Raw genomic sequence first — 12,647 nt, forward strand, 5'->3', positions numbered from 1 at the left:
CGATCGGTTTCGGTACGAAAATGTATCCGATGCATTAATGTATCAAGTATGACCGAGCAACACCAGATGTCCCGACGACGGGCCGCAACGCGTGAACGCCTGCTCGACGGCGCCATGGAGGTGTTCGTCGAACGAGGTTTCGGTCGGGCGACTCTCGAACAAGTCTGTGAGCGCGCCGGATTCACCCGTGGTGCCTTCTACTCGAACTTCGACTCGATGGATGAGGTGTTCGTCGCGTTGTGGCGTCGGCAATCCTCCGCACTCGTCGATCGTGTCCGTTCCGCCCTCGGAACGGTCGACCGCACGGGACACTCGTCCCTGTCCGCGGTCTTGGCGGCGGCGCTGCCGACACTTCGCCTCGATCCGGCGTGGCAAATTCTCACCGCGGAGTTCAACGCGCACGCCGCACGCAATCCTGCTGTGGCGCAGATGGTTTCGTCCCACAGACGGGCCATGCGGGACGCCCTCGTGCCCCTTGTCGCCGATGCGCTCGCCTTGTTCGGACGAGCGCTGCCACCCGATTCCGACACCATGGGACGTGCACTCCTCGCCGTCTACGACGGGGCCATGGCGCAGCAGATGGTCGAGCCGGACAACCCCGACCCGTCGGCGCTTGCCTACGAACTGATCGCGACCGTGATCTGGAGTTACAGCAGTCCGGTGAAGTGAACGACTCATCGCTTCCGGTCCACGAACGCAGTACGCTGTCGCTCTCCGAGAGGCGCAGGCGATGACTGATCCGGACGACGAGCGCAAGCAGGCAACCACGGCGATGTTCGATCGCGTCGCACCGAACTACGACGAGGGCGGCTCCGGGTGTTTCGCGCATTTCGGCGCGCGTCTGGTCGATGCAGTCGGCGTCGAACCGGGTCAACATGTACTCGACGTGGCCTGCGGGCGCGGCGCCGCGGCGATTCCAGCGGCCGTGCTCGCCGGGTCGACTGGTTCGGTCCTCGGAACGGACCTGTCCTCCGAGATGGTCGCGTGTGCGCGTTCGGACGCCGAGAGGGCAGGCGTCGACGTCGATTTCGCCGTCGGTGATGCCGAATCACTCGGATTCCCCGATGAATCCGTCGACGTGGTGATGTGCGGTTTCGGCATGATGTTTCTGCCGAATGTCGACGTGGCCTTGCGCGAGTTCCGCCGCGTACTCCGGCCGGGAGGCACCGTCGGAGTCTCTACCTGGAAGGTCACCCAAGTCGCCGATCTCGGAATCGTCATGGCTCGCAACGGATTCATGGAGGTCGATGGGGAAGTGCTGCGGTTCGCAGATCCTGCGGTGCTAGCGGGCTACCTGACCGACGCGGGATTCGGCTCCATTGTTGTTCGGGCAGAGACGGTGTCGACCGAGTACGTCGACGTGGATGCATACTGGTCCGCAGCTCGCGGCACGGGTATGCGTCGGTGGATCGACCGGCTGGACGGCGACAGATTACTTACCGTCAGAAGCGAATTGGGCCAGCGCCTCGCTGCGGTGTCGAACGGTGGGGCACTCGAAGTCGATGCGACAGCACTGATCGCCGTTGCGTATCGGTAGCGTGCTGCTCTCAGTGCGTAGGGGCCCGGGGGAGACGAAACAGCAGCAACGATGCAACGGCGAGCACGAGGGTTCGGTCGTAGGTCAGACAGAAAGCGAACTGCCCGTCGGCGTCCTGCAGCGCGACGACGGCTGCGGCGAAGTGCGGATTGACCACGACGAAGGACCATTCACCGGCGAGTGGCTCGTCGGGGTGGAGGAATACGCGTCGGACCGCGGAGTCGGCCGGACCGGCGCCGAACATCGCGTAGAGAGCGCAGTTCTCGGAGAGGAGGGCGTCGGACCCGTGCGCGTCCCGGACCGCGTTCGGCACCGTTGTCAGACAGATGGTCGTGGGGGCTACGGCAAGTGCGCCGCGGCGGAGCTGGTCCATGATTGTCGAGACCACGAAGGACGAACCGCGTCGATTCTTGCGGACGGCCGAGGCCATGCCGAACGGTGTCACCGCCGCGGGTACGCGTGCCGTCACCGACGCGGGTACGGACGCGACGGGAATCGTAGGGGCCGTGTCGATTCCGGGGTACGCCGCGAGCGGTGCGGGCTTGCCGAACAACCACCCCTGGCCCAGGGTTGCCCCCATCTCGCGAGCAGCGCGCAAGTGTTGGTCCGTCTCGATTCCCTCCGCCAGAACCGCTGCGCCCGTTCGGTCCGACTCGGCGGCCACTGCCATCACGGTCATAGCCGTATCGGCATCGGATCGATTCTGGACCAACCGCATGTCGAGTTTGATCACGTCGGGCCGGAGAAACGGGAGGAAGGCCAGGCTGGCTGGGTCCGCACCCACATCGTCGACTGCGATCCGCCACCCCAATTCTCGCGCGTGCGCCACCGAGCGAAGCAGACCGCCGGGATCGCTCAGGAGGTCGCGTTCGGTGATCTCGACGGTGATCGACAGACCGGTCGAGTCGTCGAGAACATCTCGTACTTCGGGCGGTGGAGACATGTCCATCGTCGACGGTTCCATGTTCAGGAAAAGGTGGAGGGACGTCGGCAGATTCGCCTCCAGCGCACCGCGCAACGCGGTGGTGCGGCAGGACCAGTCCAGTTCCGCTACCGCACGGCGTTCGGCGGCCGCTGCGAACAACGCGGCCGGCGATTCCATCGAGCCACCGGCGGGACCGCGCGTGAGCGCCTCGAAGCCGACCACGTCACCGGTATGAAGGTCGACCACCGGTTGAAACAGAGAGGTAATGCGCAGGCTCGACACCCATGCCTGCGCGGCTGACTCGGTGGTGCGGAGGTCGCGCACGATTTCTACCCTTCCTGAACGCCCCCCGCGAGTGCCGAATGTGGACTCAGCGTACTGGGCCGAAAGGGTCGGATTGCGTCGTCCTGCGTTCGGCGGGGACCATTGCCCGCCATACTGAGGGTCGAGGAGGTTGTCGGCGTCATGGATTCCGTTGTATTGGACCGCAGGTACCGGTTGGGTGACCTCGTCGGTCGCGGCGGCATGGCGGATGTGTACCGCGCCGACGACCTGATTCTCGGTCGTTCCGTCGCCGTCAAGCTCTTCCGCTTCTCCGGTGACGACAGCCCGGATCGCATCGACGCCGAAATGCGCACGCTCGCCGCGCTGAACAACCCCGGCCTCGTCACCCTGTTCGACGCGAAATTCGACGACCGGCCGTACCTGGTGATGGAGTTGGTCGACGGACCGACCATGCGATCGCTTGGACGACCCCTCGAGCCGGACGAGGTCTTTCGATACGCGAGGGAGTTGGCCGACACCCTTGCCTACGTCCATTCGCGTGGAGTCGTCCATCGAGACATCAAGCCGGGCAACATCATTCTCGGTAGTCCGCGGGGATCCGCCGGGCAGTACTCCACGAAGCTGGCCGATTTCGGCATTGCGCGGTTCCTCGACAGCGCCCGACTCACCGCACACGGTGCGACCGTGGGGACTGCCCACTACATCAGCCCCGAACAGGCCGTCGGCCGGCCGGTGACACCCGCGTCCGACATCTATTCGCTCGGTCTCGTGCTGATCGAATGTCAGACCGGCCGAATGGTTTTCGGTGGCGACGCGGTTGCGGCCGCGGTAGCGCGACTGCACCGCGACCCGGAGGTGCCGACGACGTGGGGGCCGGCGTGGGCGGCGTTGGTCACGGCGATGACCTCTCGAGAGCCTGACGACCGACCCACCGCCACCGAGGTCGTACGGGCGCTCGACCATGCAGATTCGATCGAGACGATGGTTCTCCCTGTGGTGCATCGACGTTCGCGTCGGCCCTTCGTGCTGGCCGGTCTGCTCGCATTGGTGAGTGCAGTGGTGCTGGGCGGGTTCCTCGTGGCGCAGGAGCCGGATCACTCGGTGCCCGTGGTAGTTCCGACGTCGACGCCGGTTACTACGCCGGTGCTCGAGCCGGCGCCCGCTGCAGCAGTGACGACGGTTGTCGAGGCGCCGGCGTCCGTGCCGGTGGCGGAGTCGGTGCCTGCGGAGGCACCGGCCGCTCCTACTCCGGCCGCTCCGGCTGCTCCTGCGCCGGGGAATGGCAACGGCAACGCTGGTGGGAATGGCAACGGGAGCGGGAACGGCAACGGGAGCGGCAACGGCAACGGCAACGGCAACGGCAACGGTGGGAACGGTAATGGCAACGGGAACGGCAACGGCAAGTAGGGCGCCGGACCTCGCGGCTGGGTGTCAGCGGACTCGTCGACACCGGCTGTGATCCTGGACCGTCCGGCGCGGGCCGCCGGCAGCCGTCGGTAGCGTCACCGCACATGGCCCTCATCTATCGCGCAGAGCTGTCCCCGTCGAAACTCGAGATGCTGCAGAGCTGGGTGCCCTCGCCACCCTGGGCTGCCGACGTCGACACGTCCGCGCTCGCGCTGGTGGGGGCGTACCGATTCGACGATCCGGACGGCGAGGTGGGGCTCGAAGCGCATCTGCTCGAAAGTGCCGATGGCCGGATACTTCACGTTCCGGTGACGTACCGGAACGCACCACTGCAGGGGTTCGACTCCGCGTTCGTCACGACGATGCAGCATTCGGTACTGGGGGAGCGGTGGGTGTACGACGGGGGCGCCGATCCGGTGTTTCTGCGAGCCTTCGCGTCGACGATCGTCAGCGGCGGAGTGCAGGCCGACTTCGACGTCCAGACGGACGACGGAACAGTCCCGCGACAACTGACCACGTTCGTGACCGGCAGCGGTGGCGACGACAACGGTGGCAACATGTCCATCATTCGGATCGCCGGCACGGTCGACGTGCCGAAGAGTGCGGCACGGCTGACCGGAACCTGGCCAGGACAACAGGATCCGGCTGTTCTCGCGTTCGTCGAGGAATGATGTTCCATCGCACGCTGCCGCTCACGCACCGACCCGAGCGCGACGGTTCCGTCACCGAGGCTCGGCATGTTCCGGCCACGTTGGCCGTCGAGTTCGCATCGACAGCGTGGGCTCAGGCGCTCTACGAGTGTTCGCGAGGCGCGTTGTCGGCGATGGACGTGATGGTGGTCCACATTTCCGCAGACTTCTCGCGTGAACTGCTGACCGGGACCGCGGATGCATCCGTGGTGGTCACCAGAATCGGGACCAGTTCGGTGACTCTGGACGTGTTCGTCGACCAGGGGGGTGAACGCTGCGCTCGCGTCAGGCACACGTTGGTTCGGGTGAAGAACGGGGTATCGCACCCGTGGGGAGAATCGGAGAAAGCCCTGCTCGGCGGACTCGAAGTGGAGATGGAGCGGGCGACGGGAATCGAACCCGCGTAATTAGTTTGGAAGACTAAGGCTCTACCATTGAGCTACGCCCGCATGCACACGACGGAACCGGGATCGCCGGCCTCGCCGTCTGCGTTGAGTGACTGTACCCAATCCCGCTTTGAATTCGGAAATCGACCCACCGTAGGATCGACGCGGCAGGTGAACGGGATGTGGCGCAGCTTGGTAGCGCATCCGCTTTGGGAGCGGAGGGTCGCAGGTTCGAATCCTGTCATCCCGACAGAACGTGAAAGAATCACCGATTCCGATAAGCAATGAAGGAGCAAGTCGCGTGAAGAGCACCGTCGAGCAGTTGAGCCCGACGCGAGTCCGTATCAATGTTGAGGTGCCCTTCGAGGAGCTCAAGCCTGATTTCGACGCCGCGTACAAGACCCTCGCTCAGCAGATCCGTCTGCCGGGGTTCCGCCCGGGCAAGGCTCCGGCCAAGCTGCTCGAGGCCCGCGTCGGACGGGTCAACGTCCTGAACCAGGTCGTCAACGATGCCCTGCCGGCAAAGTACAACGACGCACTGAACTCCACGGAGCTCAAGCCGCTCGGTCAGCCGGACATCGAGATCACCAAGATCGAGGACGGTGAAGAGATCACCTTCACCGCCGAGGTCGACGTTCGTCCCGAGATCGCCTTGCCCGACTACTCGACCCTGAGCGTCACCGTCGACCCGGTCGAGATCACCGACGAGGCCGTCGACGAGCAGTTGCTCTCGCTGCGTCAGCGCTTCGGCACCCTCACCGGCGTCGAGCGCGCGGCACAGGACGGCGACTTCGTTTCCATCGACCTCAGCGCAACCGTCGACGGTGAGGACGTCCCGGAGGCGTCGACCGAGGGCCTCTCGCACGAGGTCGGATCGGGTCAGCTGATCGACGGACTCGACGAGGCCATCGTCGGACTGAACGCCGGCGAGTCCAAGGAGTTCCCCACCACCCTCCTCGCCGGTGAGCACGCCGGGCAGGAAGCCGTCGTCGTGGTGACCGTCAAGAGCATCAAGGAGCGCGAGCTTCCCGAGGCCGACGACGACTTCGCCCAGCTGGCAAGCGAATTCGACACGATCGACGCACTTCTCGGCGATCTCCGCGAGCGCGTCGCGCGCGTGAAGAAGGTCGAGCAGGCCGGTCAGATTCGCGACAAGGTTCTCGAAGCGCTCCTCGACACCGTCGAGATCGCCGTGCCGGAGGCGTTCGTCCAGGCAGAGGTGGATTCACATCTGCACGACGCGATCCACGGTCTCGATCACGACGAGGACGCGCTGAACAAGCAGCTCGAAGCGGACGGAAGCTCGCGCGAGAAATTCGACGCCGACTCCCGCGAGAGCGCGGAGAAGTCCGTCAAGACGCAGCTGCTGCTGGATTCGATTGCCGACGCCGAGTCCACCCAGGTGGGACAGGAAGAGTTGACGCAGAACATCATCTTCCAGGCGCAGCGCTACGGGATTCCCCCGGAGCAGTTCATCCAGCAGGTGCAGCAGGCCAACCAGCTTCCCGCACTGTTCGCCGACATCCGGCGCAGCAAGGCGCTGGCCGCCATCGTCGATCAGGTCACGGTCACCGACTCCGCGGGTGCGGCGGTCGATACCAAGGAGCTGTTCGGCGATTCGTCCGACGACGACACAGAAGACGTCTCGCCTGCGGATTCGTCCGAGGGCGAACAGGAGAAGTAACGCTCACAGCGAACGACGGCGGTTCCGGGACTCCGGGGCCGCCGTCCTTCGTTAGTGTCGGTGGTAGCAAGTAAATCCGTATGGAGAAGGCAGGTACCGTGACCAACCCGAACCCGGCAGCAAGCCCCGTGATGACGTCGGCCACCGCGGGTCTCAACCTCAGTGACTCCGTCTACGAACGCCTTCTGCGCGAACGCATCATCTTCCTCGGCACTCAGGTCGACGACGACATCGCGAACAAGTTGTGTGCGCAGATTCTGTTGCTTTCGGCCGAGGACCCCACCCGCGACATCGAGCTGTACATCAACTCTCCCGGAGGTTCGGTGTCGGCCGGAATGGCCATCTACGACACGATGACCTTCGCGGAGTGCGACGTCGCGACATACGCCATGGGCCTCGCCGCGTCGATGGGGCAGTTCCTGCTCACGGCCGGCACCAAAGGCAAGCGGTACGCGCTGCCGCACGCGCGCATCATGATGCACCAGCCGTCCGCCGGTATCGGTGGTAGCGCTGCCGACATCGCGATCATGGCCGAGCAGTTCGCACTGACCAAGAAGGAAATGGCCGAGCTGATCGCACAGCACACGGGTCAGACCTTCCAGCAGGTCACCGAGGACTCCGACCGTGACCGTTGGTTCACGGCTCAGCAGGCACTCGAATACGGAATGGTCGATCACGTGGTCGCCCGCGCAACGCAGGCCGGCGGCATCGGCGAATCCGGCAACTGATCGATGCGGCTCACGCCACCGTCGATCCTGCCCCGAACACTTTTGGAGAACAGATGACCAATCTCTTCGATCCCAGCCAGATGCCGTCGTCGCGGTACATTCTGCCGTCCTTCGTCGAGCATTCGAGCTACGGCGTCAAGGAATCGAACCCGTACAACAAGCTGTTCGAGGAGCGCATCATCTTCCTCGGCGTGCAGGTCGACGACGCCTCGGCGAACGACGTCATGGCGCAGCTGCTCGTACTCGAGGGTCTCGATCCCGACCGCGACATCACGATGTACATCAACTCGCCCGGTGGATCGTTCACCTCGCTGATGGCGATCTACGACACCATGCAGTACGTGCGTGCCGACGTCGCCACCGTTTGTCTCGGTCAGGCCGCGTCCGCGGCCGCTGTGCTGTTGGCTGCCGGTACCCCCGGCAAGCGCGCAGCACTCCCGAACGCCCGAGTGCTCATTCACCAGCCGTCCACCGGTGGAGTGCAGGGTCAGGTCTCCGACCTCGAAATTCAGGCCGCTGAGATCGAGCGCATGCGCCGCTTGATGGAGACCACCCTCGGTCGCCACACCAACAAGGATCCCGAGGTCATCCGCAAGGACACCGACCGCGACAAGATCCTCACGGCCGCGGAAGCCAAGGACTACGGAATCATCGACACCGTGTTCGAGTACCGGAAGCTCTCGGCGCAGAAGTAATGACCGCGACACGCGGAGGAGACCTACCTCCGCGTGTCGACGGCGACCGGCAGCCATGCTGTGGGGCGCACACAATCGCTGCCGATTCCGGTGATGAATCGGCGGTAAGAAGTCGACCATGTTCGCTCAGTGCGGGTACGGTCACAGGATGGAACAGGCACGGCGAGCGGCTGCGATGCACGCGGTGCAGGTCCAGCCCTGACGAGGAAGTAGGAGCCGACACATGGCACGCATCGGCGACGGTGGCGATCTGCTGAAGTGCTCTTTCTGCGGAAAGAGCCAGAAGCAGGTCAAGAAGCTCATTGCTGGGCCAGGTGTGTACATCTGCGACGAGTGCATCGATCTCTGCAACGAGATCATCGAAGAGGAGCTGGCCGAGTCCAGCGAGGTCAAGCTCGACGAGCTGCCCAAGCCGTCCGAGATCCGCGACTTCCTCGAGAATTACGTCATCGGTCAGGACACTGCTAAGCGCACGCTCGCGGTGGCGGTCTACAACCACTACAAGCGCATCCAGGCCGGCGACAAGGCACGTGACTCGCGGGGCGAGACCGTCGAACTGGCGAAGTCGAACATCTTGATGCTCGGCCCCACCGGGTGCGGCAAGACTTACTTGGCTCAGACCCTCGCGAAGATGCTGAACGTCCCGTTCGCCATTGCGGACGCGACGGCCCTTACCGAGGCCGGTTACGTCGGCGAGGATGTCGAGAACATTCTCCTGAAGCTGATTCAGGCAGCCGACTACGACGTCAAGCGAGCCGAGACCGGCATCATCTACATCGACGAGGTCGACAAGATCGCCCGTAAGAGCGAGAACCCGTCGATCACGCGCGACGTGTCCGGCGAAGGTGTGCAGCAGGCACTGCTGAAGATCCTGGAAGGTACGCAAGCCAGCGTGCCCCCGCAGGGCGGCCGTAAGCACCCGCACCAGGAATTCATCCAGATCGACACCACCAACGTCCTGTTCATCGTCGCAGGCGCTTTCGCCGGACTCGAGCGCATCGTGTCCGACCGAATCGGCAAGCGCGGCTTGGGTTTCGGCGCGGAAGTTCGTACCAAGGCCGAGATCGACACTCAGGACCACTTCGCCGAGGTCATGCCCGAGGACCTCATCAAGTTCGGTTTGATCCCGGAATTCATCGGCCGCCTCCCGGTCGTCGCGTCGGTGACCAACCTGGACAAGGAATCGCTCGTCACCATCCTGTCGCAGCCGAAGAACGCGTTGGTCAAGCAATACACGCGCCTCTTCGACATGGACGGCGTGGAACTCGAGTTCACCCCGGAGGCCCTCGATGCGATTGCCGACCAGGCCATCCACCGCGGAACCGGTGCTCGTGGACTGCGCGCGATCATGGAAGAAGTGCTGCTCCCGGTAATGTACGACATCCCCAGCCGCGACGACGTGGCCAAGGTGGTCGTCACCAAGGAGACAGTCATCGACAACGTGCTCCCCACCATCGTTCCCCGCAAGCCGGAGCGTCCGGAGCGCCGCGACAAGTCGGCATAACTTTCAGCGAGAAAAGCCCCGCTCACGGTGTGAGCGGAGCTTTTTCGTGGGCCCATCTGTTGCGACTGAAGGGCACCCTGACACCGTCAGACCGACTGAATGTGCCCCTGAGTCAGGAGGGTTGAAGCTAGTGCCGACCCTACGGTTGCCGAACCTTGCCGCGCCACACCAGACTCTGAGTATTCAGGCGGCGCAAAAGCGGATCCCCTTCGCGCACAATCTGATCGGCCATTTCGACGGCGGACGTCAGCTGCTCGTCGTCGAGCTGGTCGAATGCCGGAGACCGACGCCGGTCGAGGACGTCGTACCAACACGCCCCGACTGCATGATCGAGCAGAATTCGCCCGAAGCAATGATCCTTCACGACGACCCATCGGCCCGCCACACCAAGCGAGGGCAGCTCGGTCTTGACCAGGTGGCGATAGCGCGCGCGTAACTCGTCCCGATCCATCACTCCGGCTTACCCGGATGAGGTGGTCGACGCAACGTGGCGGTGGTCGTGCGCCCGTTGTGCGACTGAGGGGCACCCCGACACAGTCAGATCGACCGAAGGTGCCCCTGACTCGGGTGGTCGCGGCGGACCGTTCCGGAGTCAGGGGCACCCTGAGTCGATCTATCGGTGTGAGGGTGCCCCTGAGTCGGAACAGGGGCGACCGACTAGACCGGGCGACCCAACTGCTTCAACGGAACCCGGTACGTCTCGCGTGCCGTGAACGCGGAGATGGCGGAGATGACGCAGCAGGCAGCCACCAGGATGGCAACCGGCAACCAGTTGGTGCGGCTGTCGCCGATGAGGGTCCAGGCGATGGTCGGGGCGAAGCCGGCGAGAGCGAAGCCGAGCTGCGTGCCGATGGCGATGCCGGAGAAGCGGACCTTCGTGTTGAACATCTCGGCGTAGAACGAGGGCCAGATGGCGTTCGGTGCGCTGTAGCAGATGCCCGTGAGGACGACGGCGCCGACGAAGATGAGCGGGATGTTGCCGGTCATGATGGCGTTGAAGTACACGAAAATCATGACGGCACAACCGAGTACACCGGTGATGAAGACGGGCTTGCGGCCGACGCGGTCTGCCACGATCGCCAGGGTGGGCTGCATGACGAGTGCGACGACGTTCGCGGTGACGGCGACGAGAAGCATCGTCGTGCGCGACACGCCTACCTCGGAGCTGGTGGCGAACGCCAGGCCGAAGACCGAGAACACGGTGCCGCACACGGCAATGAGGGCGCAGGCGATGACGCGGAACACGTCCTGGGTGTGCGAGCGGAACAGTTCCACGACAGGGAATTTGGCGGTGTTGTCGGCGTCCTGCTCCTCCTGGAACACCTCCGGCTCGTCGAGCTTGCGACGGATCACGTAGGCCAGAACGACGACGACGAAGCTGAACCAGAACGGCACACGCCAGCCCCAGCTGAGCAGCTGATCCTCGGGCAGGTTGGCGACGGTGAGGAACACCAGTGTGGCGAGGATGAAGCCGGCCTGAGTACCGGTCAGGGTCCAGCTGGTGAAGAACGCGCGGCGACCCTCGGGTGCGTGTTCGAGCGTGAGGGAGTTCGCGCCGCTCTGCTCACCGGCCGCCGAGATGCCCTGCAGCACACGGAGAAGTACGAGAAGGATGGGCGCGCCGACGCCGATGGCAGCGTGCGAGGGAAGGCAGCCGATGAGGAAGGTCGAGGTGCCCATCATGACGAGGGTGACCAGCATGACCTTCTTGCGACCGACACGGTCACCGAAGTGGCCGAGGATGACGGCGCCGAACGGGCGGGCGACGTAGGCGACGCCGAACGTGGCCAGGGACAGGAGCGTGCCGGCGGCGGCGTTGGTGGAGGGGAAGAAGACCTTTCCGAACACCAGTGCCGCGGCGGACGCATAGATGTAGAAGTCGTAGTACTCGAGCATGCTGCCGAGGAAGCTCGCTACGGCCGCGCGCTTGACCTTGCTGGTGTCAGCGGGCGGCGAGGTATCCGCTCCCGTGTCGACGGTGCTGCGTGTCATGTGGTTTCTCCTGGCTGAGTTCGTGGTGTTCGTATAGCGAACGTGAGTTCGCTCTCCGGATGAGCCAAATGTAACTCAGCTCACGTGCACGATCAACAGTATTAACCAAATAGTTCATAAAACCTAGAGATCGGTGAGAAACGCGATCACGAGGTCGCCGAGCATGCGTCGCATGTGGTCGCGAGCGGACGGGTCGGTCAAGTCGCGACCGAACAGCGCGTCGAAGGTGTACCGGTTGGAGAGCCGGAAGAAGCAGTAGCTGCTGATCACCATGTGCACGTCGAGGGCGTCGACGTCGGTGCGGAAGACGCCCTCGCCCTGACCCCGCGCGAGAATGATGCCGAGTAGCTCGGCTGCCGGATTGCCGAGTCGACCCAGGACGTCGGACGTCTTGATGTGTTCGCCGCGCAGCATGTTCTCGGTCGCGACGAGCCTGATGAAGTCCGGATGCTGCTCGTGGTGGTCGAACGTGACGCCGGCGATCTCGCGGATCGCGTCGATCGGGGACAGCCCCTCGATGTCGACATCGCCCTCGAGTGCGCGAATGGTCAGGTAAGAACGCTCGAGGACGGCCTTGTACAGGCCTTCCTTGTCGGCGAAGTAGTAGTAGATCATTCGTTTCGTGGTGTGCGTCTGCCGCGCGATCTCGTCGACGCGCGCGCCCGCATAGCCTTTGTCCGCGAATTCCGACGTCGCGACTTCGAGGATGTCGTGCTTCGTCAGGTCGCTGTTGCGCCGCCGTTTCGGTGGGGCGGGGGCGGCGTCGGACGTCATGGGAGCCAACTCTAATCGGGCCATGTCTGTGCAAGTCGGCA

The 12,647-nt window shown here is 64.2% G+C and carries 13 protein-coding genes and 2 tRNA genes; 10 read left to right on the forward strand and 5 right to left on the reverse strand.

The window, feature by feature from the left end; translation table 11 throughout:
- The first annotated feature begins 48 nt into the window (after positions 1–48).
- Together IEW02_RS07585 and IEW02_RS07590 are read left to right on the forward strand one after the other, a co-directional pair.
- Positions 49–669 (forward strand): TetR/AcrR family transcriptional regulator, encoded by a 621-nt coding sequence (locus IEW02_RS07585; RefSeq protein ID WP_188544224.1) that lies wholly within the window; start codon positions 49–51, stop codon positions 667–669.
- 61 nt (positions 670–730) lie between these two features.
- Entirely contained in the window at positions 731–1,537 is an 807-nt protein-coding gene (locus IEW02_RS07590) for a class I SAM-dependent methyltransferase (protein ID WP_188544225.1), read from the forward strand.
- 10 nt (positions 1,538–1,547) lie between these two features.
- Here IEW02_RS07590 and IEW02_RS07595 read toward each other — a convergent pair whose 3' ends face one another.
- Positions 1,548–2,786, reverse strand: coding sequence for an EAL domain-containing protein (locus IEW02_RS07595; protein WP_188544226.1), 1,239 nt, complete (start codon positions 2,784–2,786; stop codon positions 1,548–1,550).
- Positions 2,787–2,927: 141 nt separating this feature from the next.
- Here IEW02_RS07595 and IEW02_RS07600 point away from each other — a divergent pair, with 141 nt between their 5' ends.
- The 3 genes from IEW02_RS07600 (at position 2,928) to IEW02_RS07610 (ending at position 5,250) form a co-directional block, all read left to right on the forward strand.
- Positions 2,928–4,154 (forward strand): serine/threonine-protein kinase, encoded by a 1,227-nt coding sequence (locus IEW02_RS07600; RefSeq protein WP_188544227.1) that lies wholly within the window; start codon positions 2,928–2,930, stop codon positions 4,152–4,154.
- 104 nt (positions 4,155–4,258) lie between these two features.
- Positions 4,259–4,825 carry a CG0192-related protein gene (locus IEW02_RS07605; RefSeq protein ID WP_188544228.1) on the forward strand — a complete coding sequence of 189 codons (567 nt, stop codon included), beginning with the start codon at positions 4,259–4,261 and terminating at the stop codon, positions 4,823–4,825.
- Positions 4,825–5,250, forward strand: coding sequence for an acyl-CoA thioesterase family protein (locus IEW02_RS07610; RefSeq protein ID WP_188544229.1), 426 nt, complete (start codon positions 4,825–4,827; stop codon positions 5,248–5,250). The genes IEW02_RS07605 and IEW02_RS07610 overlap by 1 nt, the downstream gene beginning before the upstream one ends.
- Here IEW02_RS07610 and IEW02_RS07615 read toward each other — a convergent pair.
- Positions 5,219–5,292 (reverse strand) — tRNA-Gly (locus tag IEW02_RS07615). The genes IEW02_RS07610 and IEW02_RS07615 overlap by 32 nt on opposite strands.
- A gap of 113 nt (positions 5,293–5,405) precedes the next feature.
- Here IEW02_RS07615 and IEW02_RS07620 point away from each other — a divergent pair.
- The 5 genes from IEW02_RS07620 (at position 5,406) to clpX (ending at position 9,840) form a co-directional block, all read left to right on the forward strand.
- Positions 5,406–5,479, forward strand: a tRNA-Pro gene (locus IEW02_RS07620).
- 51 nt (positions 5,480–5,530) lie between these two features.
- Positions 5,531–6,913, forward strand: a complete 1,383-nt coding sequence (gene tig / locus IEW02_RS07625) for a trigger factor (protein ID WP_188544230.1) — start codon at positions 5,531–5,533, stop codon at positions 6,911–6,913.
- Positions 6,914–7,044: 131 nt separating this feature from the next.
- On the forward strand, positions 7,045–7,641 hold the full coding sequence (locus IEW02_RS07630; protein WP_188545216.1) for an ATP-dependent Clp protease proteolytic subunit: 597 nt from the start codon (positions 7,045–7,047) through the stop codon (positions 7,639–7,641).
- 53 nt (positions 7,642–7,694) lie between these two features.
- Positions 7,695–8,336 carry an ATP-dependent Clp protease proteolytic subunit gene (locus tag IEW02_RS07635; protein WP_188544231.1) on the forward strand — a complete coding sequence of 214 codons (642 nt, stop codon included), beginning with the start codon at positions 7,695–7,697 and terminating at the stop codon, positions 8,334–8,336.
- A 223-nt stretch (positions 8,337–8,559) separates the two neighbouring features.
- Positions 8,560–9,840, forward strand: a complete 1,281-nt coding sequence (gene clpX, locus IEW02_RS07640) for an ATP-dependent Clp protease ATP-binding subunit ClpX (protein WP_188544232.1) — start codon at positions 8,560–8,562, stop codon at positions 9,838–9,840.
- 139 nt (positions 9,841–9,979) lie between these two features.
- On the opposite strand, the gene IEW02_RS07645 is transcribed toward clpX, so the two are convergent.
- From IEW02_RS07645 to IEW02_RS07655, 3 genes are all read right to left on the reverse strand, one after another.
- Positions 9,980–10,291 carry a hypothetical protein gene (locus IEW02_RS07645; RefSeq protein ID WP_188544233.1) on the reverse strand — a complete coding sequence of 104 codons (312 nt, stop codon included), beginning with the start codon at positions 10,289–10,291 and terminating at the stop codon, positions 9,980–9,982.
- Between the two features lie 206 nt (positions 10,292–10,497).
- Positions 10,498–11,832: an MFS transporter gene (locus IEW02_RS07650; protein WP_188544234.1), complete on the reverse strand. Its 1,335-nt coding sequence runs from the start codon at positions 11,830–11,832 to the stop codon at positions 10,498–10,500.
- Positions 11,833–11,955: 123 nt separating this feature from the next.
- Positions 11,956–12,630, reverse strand: coding sequence for a TetR/AcrR family transcriptional regulator (locus IEW02_RS07655; RefSeq protein ID WP_442978693.1), 675 nt, complete (start codon positions 12,628–12,630; stop codon positions 11,956–11,958).
- Positions 12,631–12,647: the final 17 nt, after the last annotated feature.

Source organism: Rhodococcoides trifolii, from assembly GCF_014635345.1.
In the GTDB taxonomy this organism is placed as follows: Bacteria; Actinomycetota; Actinomycetes; order Mycobacteriales; family Mycobacteriaceae; genus Rhodococcoides; species Rhodococcoides trifolii.